Source organism: Viridibacillus sp. d25.2 (genome assembly GCF_055456015.2).
In genome coordinates this window covers 2,042,189-2,065,744 of sequence record NZ_CM196652.1, presented here as the reverse complement: position 1 = coordinate 2,065,744, position 23,556 = coordinate 2,042,189, and the positions used below count along the sequence as shown (strand labels likewise).

Annotated in this window: 21 protein-coding genes and 3 pseudogenes; 8 read left to right on the top strand and 16 right to left on the bottom strand. The window is 33.6% G+C overall.

Features of this window, described 5'->3' with window-relative positions:
- Positions 1–61: 61 nt before the first annotated feature.
- From ACZLO7_RS10535 to ACZLO7_RS10525, 3 genes are all read right to left on the bottom strand, one after another.
- The gene (locus tag ACZLO7_RS10535) at positions 62–253 is read right to left on the bottom strand and encodes a helix-hairpin-helix domain-containing protein (RefSeq protein ID WP_464940716.1); all 192 of its coding nucleotides are present in this window, start codon (positions 251–253) and stop codon (positions 62–64) included.
- Between the two features lie 140 nt (positions 254–393).
- Positions 394–996 (bottom strand): class I SAM-dependent methyltransferase, encoded by a 603-nt coding sequence (locus ACZLO7_RS10530; RefSeq protein WP_464940715.1) that lies wholly within the window; start codon positions 994–996, stop codon positions 394–396.
- Positions 997–1,199: 203 nt separating this feature from the next.
- On the bottom strand, positions 1,200–3,140 hold the full coding sequence (locus ACZLO7_RS10525; protein WP_464940714.1) for a GTP-binding protein: 1,941 nt from the start codon (positions 3,138–3,140) through the stop codon (positions 1,200–1,202).
- 180 nt (positions 3,141–3,320) lie between these two features.
- On the opposite strand from ACZLO7_RS10525, the gene ACZLO7_RS10520 reads away from it, so the two are divergent.
- Both ACZLO7_RS10520 and ACZLO7_RS10515 read left to right on the top strand, forming a co-directional pair.
- Positions 3,321–4,061 (top strand): GTP pyrophosphokinase, encoded by a 741-nt coding sequence (locus tag ACZLO7_RS10520; RefSeq protein ID WP_464940713.1) that lies wholly within the window; start codon positions 3,321–3,323, stop codon positions 4,059–4,061.
- A gap of 793 nt (positions 4,062–4,854) precedes the next feature.
- Positions 4,855–5,112 carry a translation initiation factor 2 gene (locus ACZLO7_RS10515; RefSeq protein WP_464940712.1) on the top strand — a complete coding sequence of 86 codons (258 nt, stop codon included), beginning with the start codon at positions 4,855–4,857 and terminating at the stop codon, positions 5,110–5,112.
- Between the two features lie 307 nt (positions 5,113–5,419).
- Here ACZLO7_RS10515 and ACZLO7_RS10510 read toward each other — a convergent pair whose 3' ends face one another.
- The 8 genes and pseudogenes from ACZLO7_RS10510 to ACZLO7_RS10475 all read right to left on the bottom strand — a co-directional run bounded on the left by ACZLO7_RS10510 (position 5,420) and on the right by ACZLO7_RS10475 (position 14,318).
- On the bottom strand, positions 5,420–6,271 hold the full coding sequence (locus tag ACZLO7_RS10510) for a leucine-rich repeat domain-containing protein (RefSeq protein WP_464940711.1): 852 nt from the start codon (positions 6,269–6,271) through the stop codon (positions 5,420–5,422).
- Positions 6,272–6,293: 22 nt separating this feature from the next.
- On the bottom strand, positions 6,294–7,145 hold the full coding sequence (locus tag ACZLO7_RS10505; protein ID WP_464940710.1) for a M15 family metallopeptidase: 852 nt from the start codon (positions 7,143–7,145) through the stop codon (positions 6,294–6,296).
- A 61-nt stretch (positions 7,146–7,206) separates the two neighbouring features.
- Positions 7,207–7,629, bottom strand: a complete 423-nt coding sequence (locus tag ACZLO7_RS10500; RefSeq protein ID WP_464940709.1) for a hypothetical protein — start codon at positions 7,627–7,629, stop codon at positions 7,207–7,209.
- A 528-nt stretch (positions 7,630–8,157) separates the two neighbouring features.
- A pseudogene (locus ACZLO7_RS10495) lies at positions 8,158–8,490 on the bottom strand (PPC domain-containing protein); the annotation flags it as partial.
- Between the two features lie 12 nt (positions 8,491–8,502).
- Positions 8,503–11,388 (bottom strand): annotated as a pseudogene (locus ACZLO7_RS10490) (collagenase); the annotation flags it as partial.
- Positions 11,389–12,109: 721 nt separating this feature from the next.
- A complete protein-coding gene (locus ACZLO7_RS10485; RefSeq protein WP_464940708.1) occupies positions 12,110–12,265 on the bottom strand; it encodes a hypothetical protein in 156 nt (51 codons plus the stop codon).
- Positions 12,266–12,368: 103 nt separating this feature from the next.
- A complete protein-coding gene (locus tag ACZLO7_RS10480; protein WP_511261407.1) occupies positions 12,369–12,617 on the bottom strand; it encodes a hypothetical protein in 249 nt (82 codons plus the stop codon).
- Between the two features lie 126 nt (positions 12,618–12,743).
- Positions 12,744–14,318: a long-chain-fatty-acid--CoA ligase gene (locus tag ACZLO7_RS10475; protein WP_464940707.1), complete on the bottom strand. Its 1,575-nt coding sequence runs from the start codon at positions 14,316–14,318 to the stop codon at positions 12,744–12,746.
- Positions 14,319–14,637: 319 nt separating this feature from the next.
- Between ACZLO7_RS10475 and lepB the strand changes: the two genes are divergently transcribed.
- Positions 14,638–15,828 (top strand): signal peptidase I, encoded by a 1,191-nt coding sequence (lepB, locus tag ACZLO7_RS10470; RefSeq protein WP_464940706.1) that lies wholly within the window; start codon positions 14,638–14,640, stop codon positions 15,826–15,828.
- Between the two features lie 33 nt (positions 15,829–15,861).
- Positions 15,862–16,050 (top strand): annotated as a pseudogene (locus ACZLO7_RS10465) (N-acetyltransferase); the annotation flags it as partial.
- Between the two features lie 128 nt (positions 16,051–16,178).
- Here ACZLO7_RS10465 and ACZLO7_RS10460 read toward each other — a convergent pair.
- Positions 16,179–16,712, bottom strand: a complete 534-nt coding sequence (locus ACZLO7_RS10460) for a P-loop NTPase family protein (RefSeq protein WP_464940705.1) — start codon at positions 16,710–16,712, stop codon at positions 16,179–16,181.
- Between the two features lie 217 nt (positions 16,713–16,929).
- Here ACZLO7_RS10460 and ACZLO7_RS10455 point away from each other — a divergent pair, with 217 nt between their 5' ends.
- The gene (locus tag ACZLO7_RS10455; RefSeq protein ID WP_464940704.1) at positions 16,930–17,589 is read left to right on the top strand and encodes a putative periplasmic lipoprotein; all 660 of its coding nucleotides are present in this window, start codon (positions 16,930–16,932) and stop codon (positions 17,587–17,589) included.
- A 206-nt stretch (positions 17,590–17,795) separates the two neighbouring features.
- On the opposite strand, the gene ACZLO7_RS10450 is transcribed toward ACZLO7_RS10455, so the two are convergent.
- Together ACZLO7_RS10450 and ACZLO7_RS10445 are read right to left on the bottom strand one after the other, a co-directional pair.
- Positions 17,796–18,713, bottom strand: a complete 918-nt coding sequence (locus tag ACZLO7_RS10450) for an MBL fold metallo-hydrolase (protein WP_464940703.1) — start codon at positions 18,711–18,713, stop codon at positions 17,796–17,798.
- Between the two features lie 571 nt (positions 18,714–19,284).
- Entirely contained in the window at positions 19,285–19,617 is a 333-nt protein-coding gene (locus tag ACZLO7_RS10445; protein WP_464940702.1) for a hypothetical protein, read from the bottom strand.
- Positions 19,618–19,843: 226 nt separating this feature from the next.
- On the opposite strand from ACZLO7_RS10445, the gene fakB reads away from it, so the two are divergent.
- Positions 19,844–20,692 carry a fatty acid kinase binding subunit FakB gene (gene fakB, locus ACZLO7_RS10440; RefSeq protein WP_464940701.1) on the top strand — a complete coding sequence of 283 codons (849 nt, stop codon included), beginning with the start codon at positions 19,844–19,846 and terminating at the stop codon, positions 20,690–20,692.
- Between the two features lie 92 nt (positions 20,693–20,784).
- Here fakB and ACZLO7_RS10435 read toward each other — a convergent pair whose 3' ends face one another.
- On the bottom strand, positions 20,785–21,504 hold the full coding sequence (locus tag ACZLO7_RS10435; protein WP_464940700.1) for a hypothetical protein: 720 nt from the start codon (positions 21,502–21,504) through the stop codon (positions 20,785–20,787).
- Between the two features lie 681 nt (positions 21,505–22,185).
- On the opposite strand from ACZLO7_RS10435, the gene ACZLO7_RS10430 reads away from it, so the two are divergent.
- The gene (locus ACZLO7_RS10430; protein WP_464940699.1) at positions 22,186–22,662 is read left to right on the top strand and encodes a DUF2975 domain-containing protein; all 477 of its coding nucleotides are present in this window, start codon (positions 22,186–22,188) and stop codon (positions 22,660–22,662) included.
- 10 nt (positions 22,663–22,672) lie between these two features.
- A complete protein-coding gene (locus ACZLO7_RS10425; protein WP_427779409.1) occupies positions 22,673–22,882 on the top strand; it encodes a helix-turn-helix domain-containing protein in 210 nt (69 codons plus the stop codon).
- Between the two features lie 154 nt (positions 22,883–23,036).
- On the opposite strand, the gene ACZLO7_RS10420 is transcribed toward ACZLO7_RS10425, so the two are convergent.
- Positions 23,037–23,396, bottom strand: a complete 360-nt coding sequence (locus ACZLO7_RS10420) for a VOC family protein (RefSeq protein ID WP_464940698.1) — start codon at positions 23,394–23,396, stop codon at positions 23,037–23,039.
- Between the last annotated feature and the right edge of the window lie 160 nt (positions 23,397–23,556).

Genomic DNA, 23,556 nt, shown 5'->3' with positions numbered 1-23,556 from the left:
GATTCATGTCATAAAAATACCGACATAGCAATCCTTTCGCCATGTCGGTGTTATTACAAATTCATTTTCCTTTAAATTGTAGCCCCTTTTCATGGAGCGATCCTTTTAATACCTCTATAGCTTTTGGCCCCATACCATGAAGTGCCTTTAGGGTTTGTTCATCAATTGTTGATAGCTGCTCTATCGTCGTGATTCCTATGCTATTAAGTGCCCGTATTGCCGGTTTAGACATACCTTTTGGCCAGTTTTCCATAACTATTCCCCTATCGTTAATTCATAAAGGTCCTAATATTCAATGTTGAGATAAATACAATTCTATAGATAATACCTCTATTTCTTTTATGACCATGACCTTTTTCTTTGCTAAAAGATTGCCCTTGATTAGAAGCGATTTTAGATTGTCTTATGCCCCTCAACACAAAGCCATTTAGCGTTATTATTCTCATAAAACTTCACTGAATTAAAACCCGTTTTTTTAAATAATTGCTCCAATTCATCTTTAGTTTTATAGGATTTCATATGATAATTAATTTTGTACGTTTCTGCAATAATTAAGAAATGCCCATCTCGATTCAACACTCGAAAAATTTCTTTAACCCCGTTTTCTAAATCTCTCCAAAAGTAATGTGTTTGAAAAGCTGTAACTATATCGAATGTATGATCAGGAAATGGAATGTCAGTAACACTTGCTTGAAGGATATTTACTTTACCCTTTTCTACATCTTGTTTATTTGCTCTAATTGAATCTTTTACTGCTTGTTCTGAATAATCTATACCGCTTATCTTTCCGGATATATTCCGTTTAGACAATAATTGTATTGTTTTACCGCCGCCACATCCAACGTCTAACATTACTGCTGATTCTCTTATAATTATCTTTTCTAAGGCCCATCGGTTCATACTTGTATGTGCGGAATTCATAATTCTTAACATAATTGAGCCTATGATTCCATTTGGATTTTTAGCTTGTTCTATTAATCTATTTAGTAAATTCAACGCCATCCCCCATTATCTCTTTCTGCTAAGAAAGACACTTTTAGAAATAAATCTGCCACATGCTCGTTTATAATTTCCGTAACACCATAATATTAACATATTTTACCTATAAAAAAACCTAGCAGTGAGATTTCCTTTGAAATCCACTGCCTATATATATTTCTTCGTATGCGCGAAACTCACAAAAGAACAGCATTATCTTTCTACAAACAATGCATAGCAGCCTTCGCTTCATCCCAAGGGACAGGATACCCTTTCCCCTTTGCACAGAAAATTGAGGTAGATGTATATTGTGGATCGGCATTCTTGTCATAACCATTCTCTTCAATGACTTGTTCAGTATTATGACATTGATCATAGCCGGCAAAGTTAAGTGTGAGTGCACCTTTACCGTTAGTGAAAGCAGCAAAGCTAGTATTGTAGTTCATAAAAGTGGCTACCGGGACACGTCCTTTTATGACCACCTTGTCACTTATGTTTTCTGGTGGATTAAAACGGCCATGTGCCTGCTGAACATCCGACATTACGCAACCGATATGATCCATGTGTACCTTAATTTTAAAATCATAATAAGGTTCAAGTAGAATATTATCCGCTTGCTCCAAGCCTTGTCGAAGTGCTCTATGCGTAGCCTCTCTGAAATCTCCACCTGATGTATGCTCATTACTTCCACGTCCTGTTAGTAGCGTTATTTTCACATCAGTAACTGCAGAACCAGTAAGTAAACCGTGATGATTTCTTTCAAGGACATGTTGGTGAATTAAATTTTGATTGCCTACTGATAAATGATCAGCATGACATTTATTTTCAAACGTAATACCTGTACCCCTATCTGCTGGTTCTATTTGTAGATGCACCTCTGCATAATGTCTTAGCGGTTCAAAATGGCCATACCCTGTTACTGTTGCCCCAATCGTTTCTTTATACAATATCTTTGGTTCGCCGAAAGAAATATTATATGAAAAACGCTCTTTTGCAATCTGCTCAAGGACTTCAAGCTGAATGACACCCATTACATGAACATGGATTTCTTGGAAATGCTCATCCCAAAAAACATGGAGAGAAGGATCTTCTGCATCTAAAATTGTAAAGCAACGGAGCATTTCTTTTACATGAATACTAGTATCGAAAATAACTTTAGATTTTAATGTAGGTATGAGTTCGAAAATTGATCTTTCACGGAGTTGACCGAGTCCTTCTCCTATATCAACACTACTTAAACCTGTAACCGCGAAAAGCTCACCAGCTTGAACCTCATTTACGGTTGAAAATTTATTGCCATTGTACAAGCGTATTTGTGTAATCTTTTCAGAAGTTTCACCGTATTGAATTTCATTCCTTACTTGCAAGGAACCACTTAAGCATTTCATAAACGCCACACGTTGATCATTATCATCATGGCGTATTTTATAAACTCGTGCAGCAAAATCACTGTCTTTATCATAAAAAGTCTCAGTTAATTGATCCAATTTTAAGAAGAAATCAAGCACACCTATATCTTTCAATGCTGACCCACTTCCACATGGGAAGATTTCACCTCTTGAAATCAATTTTTTGAATGCCTCTAGCCAAATTTCCCAGGCATAACCGGACTCCATATATTGCTCCAGAAGCTCTTCATCTCGCTCCGCTATGAATTCAATGAGTTCCTCTTGCATAACTCCATCATGAAAGGCAGTTGTTATATCACAAACATTTTCTGTTAAATTCGATCGAATTTCGTCTAGAGCTACTTCGGTGTTAACACCTTCTCTATCTGTTTTATTTAGAAAGAAAAAGGTCGGAATATTATGCTTACGTAATAATTGCCACACTGTTTCTGTATGCCCTTCTACCCCATCAACTGCGCTAATGATTAAAATGGCATAATCCATTACCTGAATAGCGCGCTCCATTTCAGGTGAAAAATCGACATGGCCTGGTGTATCTATAATGGTGTAAGTATGATCGTTGTATGTAATGATTCCTTGTTCAGCAAAAACCGTAATTCCGCGTTCTCGTTCAATTGCATGATTGTCTAAAAAGGCATCCTTATGATCAACGCGTCCTCTCTGACGAATACTATTCGTATGATAAAGCAGTTGCTCTGAAAATGTCGTCTTACCAGCATCCACATGAGCTAGAATTCCGATTGTCTTATACATATATGTTCCTCATTTCGTAACGTACAGTTGACTATATTATATCATTTGATTGGGTACTATCGACTAATCAAGATAACGTCGAATATACACAATTTATATAAAACCACAGTGCTCACGTGAAATAATTTGAGAAATTTGAGAAAATGGATTATATGAATCTTGAAAGGTGTAGATGCTTTTATGACATTTTCTTTAGAACAAAAAAATATGAAAGAACTTCGAGTAGAGTTAACCCGCTTTATGATGGCTTATAAATTTGCGTTAGATGAGATCGGGACTAAAGTTAGCATTTTAAGAGAAGAATTTAGGTTAATTCATGAATATAATCCAATCGAACATGTCACAACACGCATAAAATCACCAGAAAGCATTTTGAAAAAAATGCGTAAAAAAGATATTCCCTTAACTTTGGAAGGGATACGAGAAAACATGAGGGATATCGCTGGTATTCGAATTACATGTTCTTTTGTTTCTGATATTTATATTATTAGTGAAATGATTCAGGCTCAATCAGACATTGAAGTGATCGAAGTAAAGGATTATATTCAACATCCAAAGCCAAATGGATATCAAAGTCTTCATGTAATTTTGAAAATCCCTGTTTATATGTCAGACCGAGAAGAACATGTGTATGTCGAGATGCAAATCCGTACAATCGCTATGGACTTCTGGGCAAGTCTGGAGCATAAAATCTATTATAAATACAACAAACAAGTTCCAGAACAACTAACGAATGAACTAAGAGAAGCCGCTTTTACAGCTGCGGAACTAGATCGCAAAATGGAACGACTCAACAAAGAAATCAACATCTTAAAAGAAACCGCTCATGAAGAACAAGAGGATTTACCTATAATTGATACAGTCTCATCACAAAAGGTGTTTCAGATTATGAAAAAGATTGCTATTGATACTTTAAAATAATAGATTGAACTAAAATGAAGAGGCTGCCTTTAAAAGTCATTATTCAATGACTTTTGGGACAGCCCCTTTTCATTTTGGTGTTATAAAGCTACATCGACATATCATAAAAATTATTATGATAGAAATAATATAAAATTGATGCTACTACTGTCAGAACTATGCCAACGATATTTCCATATGGTAAAAGAAAAGAATTATTCGTTCCACCTTTTTTGGGGAGTACCATAATTTGAATATATTTCATTATTCCAACTCTTTATTCATTTTATCAAACTCCATTATTTCTTCACTTATTTTCTAGTATAAGAGCGCTTCATCGGATTTTATGTGAACTCATTTATTCTTGAACTAGTCACATATCCTTGTTAAGCAACATAAAATATCCAATGAGGTGTATGGATATTGAATTATAATTCGTTTCAACAACAAATTCCTAACAAGTTAATTACTGATATTGCTATGAGATAAAAATAAGCCCCTAATAAAGATTATAAGGGACAGAATTTTGTTAATAAGAAGTGATGAAATGAGACATTATCAGATTATCTCACAAATCTATTTTCCATTTACCAGAAAACATTATTCTCCCAAAATGAATGCAAAATATTACAAGAGAAGCAAATAACCACCCTATACAGCAATAATTTATGCAAGTATCGTTAGACGAACACAACCATGCCGTTTGGTTTTTGTATTTCGCGAACTATTCCAAATAGAAAGCAAATACATCTTAAGAGGTTAACCTGAATAAATCCTAAGTTGAAGTTTGTTCAATTCCTCAAGGAGGATCACAATGAATAATAGACAAAATAATCAGAGTTCTGAATCACCTGAAATTTTTGCTGCTAAACTTGCGTTTATTGGAGCTACAATCTCTACTTTAGGTGATGGAATTTCGGCTATTGCTGCTGCATTAGCTTTACAAGAATTAGAAAACTCTAATAATAGAGGTTCTTCAGATCAAGATAACCAATCAAAACAATTAGAGCAATTGCAAAAACAAGTTGAGCAATTAACGAAGCAATTATCTAATTTGGAGCGTAGGAAATAGGGATTTTTCTACATATCAATTGCAATACATGATAAAATGCAAATTTAAAAAGCGCACTTTCAAAGATCTCTCTATGAAAGTGCGCTTTTTAAATTTGTTCCCAATATACTAATAAGTTCAGCTTAGTTTTATTCCGTACTGTCCTGTTTTATTTAAAGTCTTGAGTGATACCTTGATTTTCAACTAATCTGATATTCAATTCAATAAAAACAACCCGAAATCAAGTCCTGTTTCGGGTTGTCACTTTGTCTACAGATCATTTTTAATTCAATACAAAATAAAAAGCGGATCTATGCGATATATTTTGTTACAGATAAACTATACATCCTCTTTTTTCAAGCTTTTCTAACCAATTCGGTACTTTTAAATCAGGATTCCATCTTAAATCTAAACGTTCTAACCCTTCAATTTCCATCAAAGATTCTGGTAATTCAATTAACTGGTTACTTCTTAGATCTAATTCTAATAAATTTTCTATATTCCCTAATTCATCGGGTAATGTAGTCAATTGATTATGTCTCAAATTCAAGCGTCTTAACTTTTTACAATGCTTAAGTGAACTTGGAACACGTTTTAACTGATTCTCTTCCATATCCAGCACTCGTAATAACGTCAAACCTTCAAATATTTCAGGGAGATTGCTGAGCTGATTATTCTTCAGATGAAGCTCTCTAATATTCGTTAACATACTAAAGCTCTCCGGTATATTATAAAGTTTGTTGTTCATTAATCGTAACTCTACTAAGTTGGTTAATTCGCCTATTTCTGATGGTAACTCACTGAAATGATTATCACTTAGATTTAAATATTTTAGTTTTTTTAGGTTCTTAATTTCAGAAGGGATTGTTTCGAATTTATTGTTGTGAAGATATAGATAATCCTCCAAATTCGTAAGTGAACCTATTTCTGATGGGATTATTTCAATTTGATTATGTCCTAAGTCCATCATTTTAAGTTCTTTAAATTTTTTGATATGCGCTGATATTTCTTCAAGCTTATTTGCAGAAATATTTAGCATCTTTAAATTATTCATTTTATAGATATCTTCAGGAATTGTACTAAAACTATTATCAAATAGATTTATATCTGTAATTTCATGCAAAGGTAAGTCTATGTTTGGCAAAGTACTCAATTCAGCATGTGATAAGCTGATTTTCATTTAATTTCCTCCAATTTCATTATCAATGAGTAGGCACATCTAATGTCGGATGTGATGCACTCAAATCATTGTAATGCCACCATTCTGAGCTGATTGTCTTGAAGCCAGATTGTGTCATGATCTTTGTTAAATAGTCCATGTTTTTTTGTGCTGTTTTCGAATTCCCTTTATAGTAACGTCCTGCTTTTGAAGAAAACGAGTCAAATTTTGTTGGCATTTTCAACTCTTTGCCCTTTGCATCTACTAAGGTAACATCAACACTGACACCTTTACTGTGATTAGAATCTAACGCTGGATTGGCGACATACAGGTGATTTTGTATCTTGTTGTACATTTCCCATTGCACAGATAATGGTCTATAAACGTCCCAAATTTTAATTCTATACCCTTTTTCATGTGCCAGTTTATTGGCTTTTTTTAGTTTTGCTGCTGTCGATTTTGTCACTAAAGCTTTACTTTCTTTTGGGTATAGTGCGTAGCCCATAAAGTTTTTCTTCGTTGCATATTTTAAGTCAATGACAAAGCCATCTTTCTTGGATAATTCAACAAGACCTGCTTCTTTATAGGTTGCCGGTGCTGATGTTAGGTATTTACCCGAGACCCATCCTATTTTACCGCTAACGCTTACTTTGTACCAGCCGTTTGAGTAATTACTAGCTTTAACGAATATCCCCTTTTCAACAGTCATGATTTTCTTGTGAGTTGTGCCGACCCCTTTTCTCATATTAACAGCTGCTGTTGCTTTCATTGTTTTATTTAGGGACTTTTTAGCTGTTGAAGCTTGTGCAGAGGCAGTTTGTGACACCCCAGCAAGGCCAAGCGTCAATAGGAAGCCTACAATTGAGCTAGCAATAAAGACTTTTTTGAAATTCAATTTTAAATTCAGCTCCTTATGGATCTTACAATTTTGAGATTGTTCACTCTCAAACTATAACCTATTTTAACAATACATTGATTGTAAAATCATTTGTATTTTCTTGAATATGCCAGTTGATAGAAAGCATTTGCTCTAGAATAGGTTGCTCTTCTTTTGAAAGATTTACATTCATTATTCCTGAGTCACTAAGCTGATAATCTTCCCCTTCGATTTTATGGAAACGGAATTTCAATAAGCTTTTTAGTCCATTGAATGTTAAAAATTTCACTGAATAACCTTCCGTTAATGCACTCACCAGCGTATTTTTATCATCTTGATATAACGCGATTAAATCATCTAAGTTTAGCGAAGGATCATTTTCTTTCCAGCTTTCCATTTCTTGTTTTTCTAGTCCCTTAAGAATTTGTTCACTTGAAATGGCATTATCTCGTAATTTTTCAATTGTAAAAGCATTCATCATATTAATCGCTACTACCGACATTGTTATACACCCTCTACTAAAATATTTTAAATAGAAAATCTCAGCTAAAAGACGCGTGTTATTTTTCAGAATATAAAAACAATACCATTTGGAGTTCATTTCTTCAATATGAAGATAACGTTAGGGTTTGTCTAACCTATCAAGGATTTGATAGGTTGATAGTAAAGATCTTAGTACATAATCCTTTGCTAATTGTCCAATCTACACATTATAGAAGGTACGAAAACTTAAATCTACATTCATTTTAATTACACCAAATTGCTATTGCTGGTGCCTTCATTTGAAAACTCCTTGTGACGCCGTATAAATCGTCCCATGTTAACTGCTGAATCTTTCCTAGCTTGAATACATATCCCGGAAGTACATTTTAGATATGAAGAAGATTGCAAGTAAGTTCAAGACGGTAGTTTATCTAATCCAGTTAAAAAGCCGATATTCCTTAGTAGGAATATCGACTTTTTATTATTTCACTTTCTATACGTAGAGCTCATTCTTCTTTGTGTCCAAAATATTGAGCTGAAAATGTAATTATTGTACTTTTACTGTATATGTCCCTTTTTCATTATCAAATTTATAAATATATAAATAATACTTTCCTGGTTTCGCTTTATATTTACCTTTTATAGTATTTCCCTCTTCCTGTCCATATGCTACGTAATTTCGCATATCTGACTCATGACAAAGCACCCATGTCATACCAATTTGATTTTCATTCAGGACAGAAATATCGATTTCTTTTGGAGACGTAACATCGAATGTGTATACATCCGTATGATCATCATCCATCAAGCTACCTTTTAATGACTTATTAAATGGAATCATATTCGCTTCTTCTGGACGATTATTTGGTTCTAGCTCTGTTTGTGCACTATTTTGTACATTTACTGTGTATGTCCCGTTTTCATTATCAAATTTATAAATATATAAATAATACTTTCCTGGTTTCGCATTAAGTTTACCTTTTATAGTATTTCCATCTTCCTGTCCATATGCTACATAATTTTGCTTATCAGACTCATGATAAAGCACCCATGTCATGCCAATTTGATTTTCATTTAAAACAGAAATATCGATTTCTTCTGGAGACGTAACATCGAATGTGTATGCATCCGTATCATCATCACCAACCAAATCACCTTTTAGAGGCGTATTAAATGGAATGGTCTTCGCTTCTTCTGTGTGAGGTTTCTCTGTTTGTGCGTCCTTCCGTATAGATACAATTGTGCGATCTTTACTTTCTATTCCCTTATCATTTTTCACTGTTAAGGTCACATTATATGTGCCTTCTTTTTCGTATACATGAGTAGGGTTTGCCTCGTCACTTGTTTTGCCATCACCAAAATTCCAACGGTAAGAAACGATTTTTCCATCCTTTTCTTTTGAACCATCGCTCTTGAACTGGATTTCTTCATTTTCGACTCCAGCATATGGACCATTGATATTTACAATAGGCGCTTGATGATCTCCTTCATCCGTTGCAACGCCGTGGAAAACAATATCATATTCAAATTGGTTTGCTGCATTCACACGGTAGTTTACGAAATACGCAGTCACTGTTTTATAGCCGCTCCACTCTTTTTGCGACAGATGCTCCAGTACTTGGTTCACTTGCTTGCTCATCGTTTTCCAATCTTTAGATTCACCTTTTGTCTTACTACCTACATACGTACCTTCGAGTGAAAATGTATTAAAGAGTTGAGATTTATGTTTTGTCATTTTTACATCTTTTACGTTAGCAACTTCGGCAATTTCTTGCTCCACTTCGGTTAACGCTTTTGGTGTATGTTCCACTAAATAATCTTCTGCTACTTGTGGCACCTCGTATTTTTCTTGATTATCAATCAATTGCTGCATATAAGCTTGGTATTCCGTATTCAGTTGTGGATCTTTACTTAAAGCGTCACGATACGCATCATAATTTGTCACATCGTTCGCACGAATTAAATCTTGAATTCTATCGAATGTATCAAATTGATGATTATACATATAAGACTGTAGTGCAAATGAATAGTTATAAAAATCCCACGATCCATATTTTGCAAACATTGTCTGCTCGGCTGTATAGCGTTGTGATGGTTCATCTGATAATCCACTAATAATACTCTTACGTGGAACAACATCATTTGTACGTGTTGATCCTGCAAAGAATTCTGCATTTCCTTCTTGGAACCATGTTAATCGTTCATTTTGATACATATCTCCTGTTCCGAATAAACCAGGAACCTCGTACCTTCCCTGTAAATAATGTGTAAATTCATGGCGGAACAACTCTTCTAAACTATAAATACTTTGCTCCGGCGTACGTTCATATGTAAAGAACGTTCCCTTCTCTTCAATATAAATACCACCATTATTTGTTTCATACCCATACAATTGACGGTTTAATTGATATTGATCTGGAGAGTCATAAATTACAACTGTTAATACATCGTCAGCATTGCCTGGCTCTAATGCTTTATCATTCCCAATTACACGGTGATATTGTGCTTTTACTTCTTTTGCAGCCCAGTATAATCTTTGAATTTTATCTTCTGTTACTTTATTTCCCGTCTTAAATACAATTGATCCATCATCAAATGTATATGTTTTCGGTAAATACTGCTTCTTTCCTTCTTCACGTATTTTCTGTAAATCTACTGTATTTCCACTATAGTCTTTTCCACCATAATTTGTTGTAATTTGCTCTACTGCTACAAAATAAGCTTCACTTAAATGAGGGTACATATGCATCGCTTGAGTAACAACATCTAAACCTTTATCCGGATTACTATGGAATCCGCCTAAACGTCCTGCATAATAAATGCCATTGTTGATTAACCAACTATTTCCATCTGTCACATTATGCATAAGAGCAATTTTATTAACTTCATTTATGAAACTATCAATCTTTCCATACCACATCGTCGTATTAGCTTCTTTAAGTGTCTCGTGCAAATACGACTGCAAGTCATAATCAATCCCTTTTATTAATTCATATATAGCTTGTCCTTTTAAAGGATCGCTTTCATATGTAGAGAGATTTTCGTTATACTGTTTTAAAATCTTCGCAGCATACTGAACTGTTTCTGCATCACTAGAAGCATTACCTATTAATTTTCCGTAGGAGGATACCACTTTATCTTGCTCACGTGTACCAAGTTTAAAGTTTGGACTCTTAGCCATTTCCTTTAATGCTGATAAACACTTATCATGGAAGCTTCTCTCGTTTAAATAACCTAGTTCCTTATTATAAAATGCTACATAAAAGGCAGAACGCAATACCTCAACAAATGTATCAATTCCCATTGAATCATCTTTCGTAAAAGAACTTCCTCTTTTCCCTAATTCATTGATGATAACTTGCATGCGTTCTTTATTTTGATAAAAAACTTTTGTTTCCTCACTGAATTGGAATAAGTCTGTAATTTGATTCCAGCGAATATTTCCTAGCGTATCAATTAGCTCACTATCACTCATTCTATTTAGTTCTGCCATCGAGTACTGTTGCTGCAATTGCTTCGTTTCAGCACGTTTTAAAATTGGAGCTGGGTGTTGCGAAAAATCTCCAATTTTCAAACGTTTATCAAATGATAATGTTTCATCAGCTTTTGTAGAATGTACAATTTCATCTTTTGGAGTTCCTATGCCAACAGGTTTCATTTGTAATACATTATAAGGCGTTTTTTCTGCTGCTGAAACTTCTGCTTGTAACCCTCCTAACGATAGTGCAATTGTACTAACCCCAATTAACACTTGATTTAATTTTAATTTTTTCTTCATAATAAGTCCTCCTATGGTCCTATGTTCATTGTTAGGTACTTTTTACCCACATTTAAAATAACATATTATGCGAATAAAACTATATAAAATGTTATTTTTAGTAATATTTTCTTGTACATTTTGAACGTATAGACACAATTTAGACCATAATAACCGGCACTCCACTTTGTTCCATTTATGAAAAAATATGAGTAAGCTAACCTTTTCTTTATGATATATTGAAAAAAGAACCCGAAATTGAAGTGAAATTCGGGACAATTTTATCATAAAAAAATACACTACCAATTGTTAGTTGTGCTGCCACTACCAGGAGTTAAAAACACATAGACGCCTTTGGAGGATTGTTGCGCTAACTCCATCGATTGTTGTGTTATCTCGAATGAATGTTGCACTATCTCCGAGGATTGTTGCGCTAACTCACTCGATTGTTATTTAGCAGAATATTCACGTCCTTACAGTCTGGATTTTCTTCTACATTAGGAGGGTGAACCTGCTTAGTTTTTTGAAAAACCACCATTTCGGAAGATTTTATATACTTGTGGAGGTTTGCTCGAATGAATGTTGCACTATCTCCGAGGATTGTTGCGCTAACTCACTCGATTGTTATTTAGCAGAATATTCACGTCCTTACAGTCTGGATTTTCTTCTACATTAGGAGGGTGAACCTGCTTAGTTTTTTGAAGAACCACCATTTCGGAAGATTTTATATACTTGAGGAGGTTTACTCGAATTGGGAATTTGATTGTTGCACTATCTTAGAGGATTGTTGCACTAACTCCATCGATTGTTGTGTTATCTCGACTGATTGTTGCACTATCTCCATCGTTTGTTGTGTTATCTCGACTGTTTGTTGCACTATCTTCATTGTTTGTTGCACTATCTCACCCGATTGTTATTTAGCAGAATATTCACGTCCTCCCCTCCCATCCATACATCAAAATAAAAAGCCTTCACAGAAATCCTCTGTGAAGGCCATTCTTTTACATATTCAATTGTTTTTGCTTACATAGAGTTACTAACATTCCGCCTACGCCAAAGATTCCGAATGTTAAAGAGATGATACTATAACTTAAAGCTTCTAATCCTTCTATATCAATGAAACTAACAAATGTATAGATGACGCTTACTAATGAAATAAGATAAAATACATTGAATATCTTGGAGCTTTTCAAGTATTCTGAAAGTATGAGTATAAAAGCTAGCACACTGCTGGCTAATATAAAGATCAACTAGACCACCTCTTTACTTTTTTTCATTATATGCAATTTTTTTAATAAATATTTGCTTTATAAAGCGCCACTTATAGGTTCTTTTCATTGACATCACAGCCTAATTTATGTGGCTTTTTGGAAAGCTTAAACTTTCAGGCTCTCAATATGATCGTTTCGTAAACGAACCTTTTGAATTTTACCCGATGCTGTTTTCGGTAATTCTTTAGTGAATGTAACACTTTTAATAGCTTTAAAATGAGCTAATTTTGAACGAGAGAAGTCAATAATCTCCTGTTCTGTTACTTCAGTATTTTCTCGTAAAACGATATACGCGTGTGGTGTTTCTCCCCATTTTTCGTGAGGAATAGCAATAACGGCAGCCTCTAAAATAGCCGGATGATCATATAGTACTCCTTCTACTTCAATAGAAGAGATATTCTCACCGCCACTTATAATAATGTCCTTTTTACGGTCTGTAATTTCAACATAACCCCTTTCATCAATGGTTCCAACATCTCCCGTATGGAGCCAGCCATTTTGGATTGTTTGTAATGTCGTTTTCTCATTTTTCCAATAGCCTTTCATGACACCATTACTGCGAACGACAATTTCTCCGGTTGCTGTACCATCATGAGGGACTTCTTCGCCGAACTCGTCCACCACTTTTACTTCGGCACCAATCATCTGATATCCTGCTTTTACTTTTAAACGTGATTTTTCGTCATATGATAAGTCACTAAATTGCGGCAGAATTCTAGAAATGAGACTTAGTGGTGAAGATTCCGTCATTCCATATACTTGGATAAATTCCCAACAAAGCCCCTGTTCCACTTTTTTGACAAAGGCATGAGGTGGTGCTGCACCTGCAAGGACAATTCGTACCTTTTGGTCAACAGCAGGCTTATGTTCATCATAATATTGTAAAAGCGTATTGAGTACAGTTGGCGCCATATGAACAACTGTTACTTTTTGTGCTACAATTTCACGAAAAATTGCTTCAGGTGTCGCCTTTTTTAAGCAAATTTGCGTCGCGCCATTCGCTGTGTAATAAAACGGCGCACCCCAGCCATTCACATGGAACATTGGTAATACATGCAAGTATATATCCTCATCAGTGACACGCAAATGGTGCATTGAACTTAATGCATGTAAATAATTGTTACGATGTGTTAGCATAACCCCTTTTGGATCCCCTGTCGTGCCACTTGTATAAAGTAGGCTGCAGACATCATTTTCATCTAATTCAGCACGTTTGAATTTTTCGGGAGAAAATGTAGCCAACCACTCATCATAACTAATTTCAGCTGTTGCTTCTTCTTTATAATGGACAATAATATGCTCGACTGATTGTAAAAGGTCTTTGATTGGCAAAATTAATTCGTATAAGTCTTGGTCTACAAAAAGCACCTTGGATTCACTGTGATTTAAGATAAATAAATAGTCTTCTGGCTTTAATCGGATATTTAGAGGCACCATTATCGCACCTACTTGATAAATGCCATAAAAACCTTCTAGCATTTCTACAGTATTAGAAGCGAGATAAGCAACTCGATCTCCCTTTTCAACATCTATTGATTGCAATCCTCTTGAAAGTTGATTTACACGTCCTTCTAACTGGCGGTATGTAAATACTCTGCCCTCGCATTGCACCGCTTCCTTATCGCCGTATAATGTTACTGCACGATCAAGGAAATGTGATAAAACTAGTGGTACATTCATCCCCAAACACCCCTTCTACATTATGGAATTATTACCATTTTACATTTGTTAGATAATTCTGTCACTTTATAATTGTTAAAAACGGCTAAAATCTTTAGCGCTTTAAAACAACAAAATATATTTAGATATAAACTATGAACAATAGTGTATTTATGGAACAAATACCTAAAAGAATGCGTCTAATGAAATAGTACATAAGAATACTAGAAAGAGAGTTTATTAATATTTTCCTACTGTTTCGAAATGATCGCCTTGTGCAATATAGCTTACCAGCTTAACACGATCAACTTTACATCTAAAAACTCGGAGGTTTAATTACGTGGATCATTTTAATGAAAAGCAAAACGATGAAGTTCAAAGGCCTAACCAATCACACAATAAATCGGGTGAACATAAAGAAAAGAAGTCTCGCTTAAAATGGCAGCTTCCTGTTGCTCTAGCCTCTTTTTCTATACTTGCAATCATACTTGTACTATTCATTCTACCGAAAGACACCCCTTTCCCAAAAGGAAACACAACGGAAAATCACGGTGTCTCAATCTCATATGATCAACAGATAGATACACCTGACATCCCCATCATAGAAAATACTGATAAGGCGTTAAAAAGTATGTACCTTCGTGATTTCGCAATGGATCGTGGTAGGTATGATTACGTCATAGCCCCCCTTGTGATGGAACCTGTTACAAGCAAAAAGGGGCAAATAAAACGTGGACAAGTTATTTATTATTCAGATAAAAATCAAATGGACCATTTATCTAGAATCATTGGACTTCCTGGCGATACCGTTGAAATAAAAGATGGTACAGTATTCATTAACGAACAAAAGCTACAAACTTTTTATGGCTCTTCTCAAGTACGAGGTGCGAAAACTGAAGAAGAATTAAAGAATATCTACTCTTTACAAAATTCTCCTGAAGAACTTCCTAACGCAACAGAAAAACTGCACTACACACTAAAATTGTTTACGTTAAAAGAGAATGAGATTTTTGTCTTACCTGATAACAGAGAGTACGCAGAAAAAACGATTTTAAAGGTAAATGAAATTGATTCTATTGTTTTGGGCTATGAAAATGCTAAAGTACAATTCACATTAAACAAGAAAGAAGAAAAGATTTACAAAGCATTCAAAGCAGACTTTAACCAAAAGCACCTAAAAGGGTTACAACCCATCAGTATTGCGAAGATGTACGTTTGGGCGAGGATTGATAACATTCCAAAACTAGAATATGCATTTTACACTGATCGAAAAGGACACATACAATGGACTTTAGAAGAACATTTAAAGGATGCAAAGACAGTACAACCAAAGTTAACAAGAACTGAACGCAAATTGTTTGAAGCCTATTCGTTTAATAATATTCAGAAAGGAAAATGGCATTTACATAAAGATGGTGATAGCGGGTATTTATCTTTCCCTACATATGTTAATCCGAACGAAGAAACAGGCTTTCAAATGATACGAAATAAAGACGGAATTTGGCAAGTCGCATTTATGCCTACACAATAATAATCACAAAACACCCTGTCTTAAAGCTGAAATATTCAGCAAAGAAGACAGGGTGTTTTATATCTTAGCATTTCATCCATGAAGGAAACAGAAATTGTCGCGAAAGATTTAGGAATTAACAAAATTGGACTACATGTTTTTGGTCACAATAAAGTTCCACGTGGATTATATGAAAAGTTAGGCTATGAAATTACGAATATAACGATGTCAAAAACTATTTAAAAAATCTAAATTAGTAGCTCTATGTGAAGAAACCATTCTGATTAATTTTTGTTCAGAATCGTTTCTTTTTATTTGCTTTACAATAAAAATCCAACCTGTATTTTCAAATTATCTATCTTCTAAAATTACTATTCATCTTTTTTATCTAACTCGAATAAACAATTGAGTTCTTCCTTATTTGATACAACCAAAAACTTTTCCCTATAATCTTCATATTGAATAAAAAGATTTGGTTTCTCGACCTCTTCAAAATATCTATTCCACTTAATCATCTTCAAAAATATTCCAAAGGTTGGTGTGTAATGAGATCGTTCCATTTTCAGCTTTTGTAAGATGAACCTTTTAATAATTCGATATGTTCTCACCTTATAATTTGTATCTAAAAAAATGATTATTTCAGCATGTTTGATACTATTAACAACCCATGCCTGAGTATGTACGCCTTCAATAATCCATGCATCAGACTTTATAATTGCATTTAATAACCCTTCTCGCTCTTCAACCGTTCTTCTAATATCACCTGTTTTGCACCTATTCCAAACTACATTGTCTAGCTCATTATAAGGAATCGCCAATTTAGCAGAAAGCTCTTTTGCCAAAGTTGTTTTGCCGCTTCCTACTGAACCAATTATATGTATTTTCTTAGGAAGAGCCCTGTTCAATGTGTTCACCCCCTACAACTTTAATTCTTATCTCCTTTAAAATTTAATATCTTAAGTTAAATCATTTATAGTTCTTTTTGTATTAACTGGATGTTTAATAATTTATTTATGATTAAAATGAATTTCGGAATATTTATGTTATGTATGTATAAGATAGATAAATGGGTTTTGTTTGATTGTTCTAAAACTAGAGTCAAGATATTAAGGGGGAGAAAACATGATTCGTTCTAGAAAATATTTATACATAGGGTTCGTATTTTTTATAGTTTCTATAATTTTATCGTGGCCATTTCCAAATAATCCACGTGCAAATATGAAAATGGTGGCTCTCAATATTCCGATAAATACGGCTGAAGGCTTTAGCCAAGTCGGAATTATTAGTGTTGCCTTATTGATTGTTAGTTTTATTTTTTTATTTGTCGCTCTAAAAAAATTTCGTTTCATTGCCGTTGCTAGTGCTTTTATCGCTTTTTCAATTCTACCTTCACTTATTATTTATTTGTATCAGATAACCTTCGCATCGGGTATCGATGCTATTTCATATGATGAAAATCAAACAAATTGTGAGTTTACTAGAGATGATTATACTGAATACCTTCAAGGCATGTGTCAGGTTGGCCTTCAAAATCATAGTAATAAAGCTGTGACATTCCAAGTATCCTTTTATGAAAATGGTATGCAAATTGAAAGGAAATTGGTAGAAACATTAATGAATACAAATAAAGCGCATACAATTACACTCGCTCCAAAAGAAAGTCGAATTTTTCAAATTAATGAAATCATTGATCTAACTTCAATTAATTATACCGTAGATATTATGACAACCAGTGCAGTAAAGGTGAAAATTCAAGCTGAAGGAAAAGAGAGAGAATTGTAGATTCTTTCCCGAAACCTGTTGAAATAATGAATTCTAGATTAGTTTATTGACCTCAAATGTATTTAACGTTTCCTATATATTTTCTTCTTCAAAGTCTTTCATTTTTATTAAACTAAAGCCCCCGTTAATGCAATAAGAGATGCATTTCTATTAGCGGGTTTACTTGAATAACCATTCTACCTTAATGTACGCAGAAATTAATTAGGTCAAATACTTGATTCCCTAAGAACTTTTAAATTTTGATGGTAAACCTCAGGTGAACTCCAATCGCTGTACATAGAAGGTATTTCAATATCTTCTATGTTATCCTTTTCTGTTACTACTTTATTTAACTCATTTATATAATTAATCAGTTTAGAAAAGTCCTCCTTCAACCCTAATGAACCATGCCCTGAAATCGCCACGTCAAAATTTAAAAGTTCAACCTTTCTCAAGATCTCAACCCATTTATCAGGATTAGATTCTTCGAAAAATGTTGGATGACAATTTACAAATAATAAATCACCCGTAAATATCACTTTTTCCTCTGGGATATATAAAATCGCATCACAAAAAGAATGTCCTCCACCTAAGGAGAAAAGTTTTGCACTAAATTTTGTTCCAATGAATGTCAGTTCCCTTTTGAAAGTTTGGTTCGGTAATACCAGTTCTAAAGTCGGTAATGACTTTTCTAACTCACTCAAGAAGTTTATCTGGTCTTTTAATTTGCTGTCATTATTTTTGTTTAATGAGTCTTGTAATGATTCGATGTAATTTGATAACCCTTGTATATCGTTTTTTTGTTTACTAATTCTTGAAGGATGATTCTCTTTCATTTTTGAATATGTAACTTCACTAGATATAATTTTACTTTCCTTAAATGTTTGGTTACCTCGTATATGGTCACCATGCCAATGACTATTAATAACCCATGCTGTTGGTTGATTTGTTATTCTCTCAGCAATATTTTTTAAATCCTCTGATGCCTGTTGTGTGTTAAAAGTATCAAATACAATTAATTTATCTCCTAAGTCAACAAAACCTGCATTAGCTACTGAACCACTACCTTCCTTAGCGATTGCTGCATAGACATTTTGACTGATTTTCTCAAGTGTAAAATGTTTACTAAATAATTCCCCCATCATTTTCCCCTCTCTTATCACTATTTTTATTGGTATAACAAATGGATTGCACTGTCATATTCAGTCGTTCCTAACACCTAACCGAAGATAACAATATTTCAGGACAGGCATTACTGGGAATCCTTCATGCTCTACTAACATATATCTTTTACAGTCTTTTTCTAAGAGAAAGTCTTGTACTTTCATGCCCTTAAATACAGTAATAAAATTCCTTTAATTACAGTTATTTTTATAATATACATATTATATGATGTATTCAATATCTAAATAGTCCTAAAACTTTTTCCATACATTACTTTCTTGAACCGTTTAATATAGTGATCCCATAGACAACTAGCAATTAATTGAGAGAAGTTCATTCAATAGTCTTTGACACCTTCTGAAAACAGATATCCAATACTTTTCCTACAAAATAAAATACGGATAATGCAAATCAATTATGCCTCGGCATAATTGCGTCCGGAATCGGCATTCATCTCACCACCTATAGAGGTGGGAGACTTCTACTGAAAGAAGTTAAATATGCACAATCCGTATTTGCTATAGTATTAATAAAAAATATTCATTCTATTAATTAGTTCTCTTGTCTAAAATAGATATTGACCAATTCGATACCCTCTAATAAATATGTACATTCCTCATCGTTTTTTGATGCTAACAAACTATCACCTGAATCGATCCATTTATCTGCAACGTGTGATAGCATTTCTTCTAATCCATCTCTAGTAACATGCTTTTGCCATATTATCATCAAATCTACGACATAAATACCTTCTATTTTCCAATAAGCTTCTACTTTTTCCACCTTGGAATGTATAATATTTGTCTGTAACTTTTCTAGAAATTTGTTAGTAACCGCTCTGGCCTCGAGTTCATTAACCGCTTCTACAAATAAACTTATCAACATAAATCTCTCCCTACTTAACTGCTAGATAACTCTAGTATATAGCACATTTCTTTCATCATTTATGTTCAAATTATGTCACAATCCCCGAAATTTCGACTTAATATGACATCTATCACTATCAACTTGTTCGAAACCTATTGTACATTAAAGTTAATAGATGGTTTGTTCCACCTTTTCTTGCGAACGTATACGCCATTACATTACATCTAAAGGGGAAAATTTTACAATGACTAAGAGGATTGCTTGGGTAACTGATACTGCTGCACTGCTAAACGAGACATTCATAGAAAAATATAATGTTCATGTTTTACCTTTAAATATAGTTTTCTCTGAAGGCGCTTTCAGAGAAACAGTCGATATGACACATGATGAATTTTATGACAAACTGCGCTCTGCTAAAGTACATCCAAAAACATCTCAACCAGCTATCGGCGAAATGGTCGAGCTTTACAAACAATTAAAGGCTGAAGGCTATGACTGCGCAGTTGCCGTGCATACTTCTAGTGATTTATCTGGAACATACCAAAGCTCACAAACTGCTGCACAATTAGCAAATTTTAAAGTGTACTCAATTGACTCGAAAATTGGCTCATATCCAATGGGGAAAATGCTCAAAGAGGGAATTACAATGGTCGATGCGGGTCACGACGTAGAAGAAGCTGTTGCTCATATTGAAAAAATGACAGAAAACGCTGAGTTATCTTTCATTCCATCTAGCTTAGATCAACTGCATAAAAGTGGTCGTGTATCAGGTACTAAAGCTTTCTTAAGTAATTTATTAAATATAAAAGTAATTATTTCATTTGACAATGGGAAAGTGGTTATGAAGGAAAAGGTCCGAGCTGATAAAAGAGCTAAAAAGTATGTGACAGATTTACTCCGCAATGATATGAAGAAAGCCGATATTTCTGAAGTTGCAGTTATTAACTGTAACAATGATCTAGATGCTCAAATATGGCAAGAAGAATTATTACAAGAATTTCCCAAACTTAAAGTGTTAGTCCTACCTCTTAGTGCATGTGTTGGAGTACATGCTGGTGAAGGTACGACTGGACTTAGCTGGGTGAAATGCTGAAATTGAATAAAGATCTTTGTTGAGCACTGGAATTTAGATGCTAACAAAGGTCTTTTTTTATTTCTTTCTAGAATAATAGTCGATATCCCTGATTATTTTTCACCATTTGCAACTTGATCTGCAACAGTAACTGCTTTATTTAATGGTTTAAGAAGACGATCAATCGTGAAATATAGTACTAAAAGTAAAACGACAAGCCCGATGATTGCAGTAATTATTTGTTTGGTCACACTTTTGGTAATAATTGTCTGAATATAATCTGCGGAATAATCGATACCTATTACTGCAATTATTTTTCCGTTTTCATCTTTCAATGGGCTAAAAACCGTTCTCCATGTTCCAAACGAGTCTTCAAATATTTCCGTTACTTCTGATTGGTCATTTTTAATAGCAAGTTTTGCAGTCTTCAAATGAATAGGTGCGATATCAGTAAATAATTCCCCGGCATTATACACTTCTTCTAAATTTTCCGTATAGCCGATTGTAGTAACACCTTCTGGTTCCATCTTCCATATGTAGCTCCAATACATAACACCTTGTTTATCTTTTATATTATCCAAGGTTTTTTGCATGCTCATAAACTGTTGATCCTTATTTCCATGTACAGTGAATAATTTCTCCACATCATTCGGCACCAGGCTTTTTGATGTTAATAAGCCGACACTTTTTAATTCTTGCTCGAGATTATTCTCTAATTGAGTATGTAATTGGGTAATACTTTGTATCGTTATAACCGTGAAAAGTGTTAAAACAATGATAGAAACTGTTAGTAACAACTTATTCTTTAAAGAAAAGTTTTTAAAATAACGCATATTGAGTAATTTCCACCCCTTTTTCTTATATATCCTTAATAACGAAAAAACCTATTCCTGAACGAAATAGGCAAAATAAAAAACTAGAATAGTGACTAATCTAGCATCTCTTGAGCAACTTTGTTGTTACAACAACATTACTTTAGACTCATATTTTTTGCATTCCCGATTTTTAATAGTTTACCTATTATCCTCATGAAATATATCATTAATTCTAATAATTGGCAATATAATATGTTAATGGAATCTAGAGCTTTTTATACTTTTTCAACTAAATTAACTAATAATATCAAAAACTTATATGTATATAGTCACTAATTATATCTATATATATAAACTTATAAATTAATTCATTTACTTTAGTGTAACAGGTATTAATAATTATTGAGCTAAAATTAAAAAGTAAATTTTAATCCGCAATATATTTTTACTATTTTTATAATTAAATCACCATCAATTAGTGCATGACTTATTTCGCAATGATCTGATATTAAAGCTATAGTATACCAACTCCGCTTAATATATTCAAAATGGTGCGATTGATGCAATAAAGTGGTTATTTAGTAAACTAGCGTATTGTATGCCCTTCCCTCAAAAAACATTGATATTTAATAAATATTTATTGATAATCGATAAATTTAGTCGTATTATATAGATAACAATCAAAGAGTGAGGTGCTTTATGAAAAGAGGAACAAAAATTGGTTTAAAGGTGACAATTCTTAGTATTGGTTTTATTATTCTTGCGCTGTCCATATTTATGTTGCCAAACCTGGCAACGTATACTGTAGAGATGAATCCAGAATACGCTTATCTTAGACTTCCTGTTCTTATAGGTTTGTACATTACTGCCGTACCTTTTTTCCTTGCTTTATATCAAGCGATACAGCTTATAAATTATATTGAAAGTGAGAATGCCTTTTCAAATTTAGCTGTTGAATCGTTAAGAAATATTAAAACTTGCGCATTAACAATAGCAGCCATATACGTAATCGGTATTATCTTCCTTGTTTCTCAGAATGCTTTACATCCGGGAATTGCAGTTATTGGTTTTGTAATTATTTTTGCAACGCTTATTATTTCACTTTTTACGGCAGTACTTCAAGAGTTACTTAAAAGTGCGATAAATCTAAAATCGGAGAATGATTTAACAGTTTGAGGTGAAATAAATGGCCATTATAATCAACATAGATGTATTGTTGGCAAAAAGGAAAATGAGTGTGACAGAACTTTCAGAGAGAGTTGGCATAACGATGGCTAATCTTTCTATTCTTAAAAATGGCAAAGCAAAAGCTATCAGATTTTCCACTTTAGAGGGTATTTGTAAAGCTTTGGACTGCCAACCAGGAGATATTTTAGAATATAGAAATGAAGATTGAATTATAATTTAGTCTATATTAGATTTGATTTTTTTCGGAAATTAAAAAGAGAATTGGCCCTACTATGGAGTAGAATCAGTTCTCTTTTTCTTGAGGAATATCAAATATCGCTAGTATTATACTCTAAAGAATTATAAGTTTTTTATTTTCACGTTCAATCAAATTGCAAATACTCTAAGACATTCCCAAAAGGGTCTCGGAAGCTAATAAATTTTCCTGGAGGGCAGTCACTTGGCTCATCTACTATGAAGTTAACATCGTGTTCTTTTAACAACTTAACAGTTTGATTAATGTCTTCTGTTTTTAACGCTAAAACAACTCCTGTAGTATCGCTATCAGAACTGTATGTAGATTTTTCTGATTCCTCTAAAACAATTGGCAAATCACCATGAACGAGTGTTACAATCGTTGGTCCATATTGTTTGTTTACTTCAAATCCTAAAACAGTGGTGTAAAAATTAATTGCGTCTTCGATATTAGGTACATAGATGCTGATAACACAAACTTGACTCATAATTTATCCTCCTTTAATTTCTTTATTTTTACTTTGGTATTTTGATGAAACCCTCCTTCTTATTTACTGATATTTTTACATTTTTTAGTTGATAAAGGTATCGAGTATTATTTTGTATTCTAGTCTTCAATCTAACTCTTACTTTCCAAATCCCTTATTT

What these genes read in the sequence shown, in the direction of transcription:
- ACZLO7_RS10510 (WP_464940711.1), bottom strand. Translation starts at nt 6,271, where the DNA reads ATGAAAATCAGCTTATCACATGCTGAATTGAGTACTTTGCCAAACATA.
- ACZLO7_RS10535 (WP_464940716.1), bottom strand. Translation starts at nt 253, where the DNA reads ATGGAAAACTGGCCAAAAGGTATGTCTAAACCGGCAATACGGGCACTT.
- fakB (WP_464940701.1), top strand. Translation starts at nt 19,844, where the DNA reads ATGACTAAGAGGATTGCTTGGGTAACTGATACTGCTGCACTGCTAAAC.
- ACZLO7_RS10500 (WP_464940709.1), bottom strand. Translation starts at nt 7,629, where the DNA reads ATGTCGGTAGTAGCGATTAATATGATGAATGCTTTTACAATTGAAAAA.
- ACZLO7_RS10420 (WP_464940698.1), bottom strand. Translation starts at nt 23,396, where the DNA reads ATGAGTCAAGTTTGTGTTATCAGCATCTATGTACCTAATATCGAAGAC.
- ACZLO7_RS10435 (WP_464940700.1), bottom strand. Translation starts at nt 21,504, where the DNA reads ATGCGTTATTTTAAAAACTTTTCTTTAAAGAATAAGTTGTTACTAACA.
- ACZLO7_RS10425 (WP_427779409.1), top strand. Translation starts at nt 22,673, where the DNA reads ATGGCCATTATAATCAACATAGATGTATTGTTGGCAAAAAGGAAAATG.
- ACZLO7_RS10475 (WP_464940707.1), bottom strand. Translation starts at nt 14,318, where the DNA reads ATGAATGTACCACTAGTTTTATCACATTTCCTTGATCGTGCAGTAACA.
- ACZLO7_RS10520 (WP_464940713.1), top strand. Translation starts at nt 3,321, where the DNA reads ATGACATTTTCTTTAGAACAAAAAAATATGAAAGAACTTCGAGTAGAG.
- ACZLO7_RS10445 (WP_464940702.1), bottom strand. Translation starts at nt 19,617, where the DNA reads ATGTTGATAAGTTTATTTGTAGAAGCGGTTAATGAACTCGAGGCCAGA.
- ACZLO7_RS10525 (WP_464940714.1), bottom strand. Translation starts at nt 3,140, where the DNA reads ATGTATAAGACAATCGGAATTCTAGCTCATGTGGATGCTGGTAAGACG.
- ACZLO7_RS10455 (WP_464940704.1), top strand. Translation starts at nt 16,930, where the DNA reads ATGATTCGTTCTAGAAAATATTTATACATAGGGTTCGTATTTTTTATA.
- ACZLO7_RS10450 (WP_464940703.1), bottom strand. Translation starts at nt 18,713, where the DNA reads ATGATGGGGGAATTATTTAGTAAACATTTTACACTTGAGAAAATCAGT.
- ACZLO7_RS10430 (WP_464940699.1), top strand. Translation starts at nt 22,186, where the DNA reads ATGAAAAGAGGAACAAAAATTGGTTTAAAGGTGACAATTCTTAGTATT.
- ACZLO7_RS10515 (WP_464940712.1), top strand. Translation starts at nt 4,855, where the DNA reads ATGAATAATAGACAAAATAATCAGAGTTCTGAATCACCTGAAATTTTT.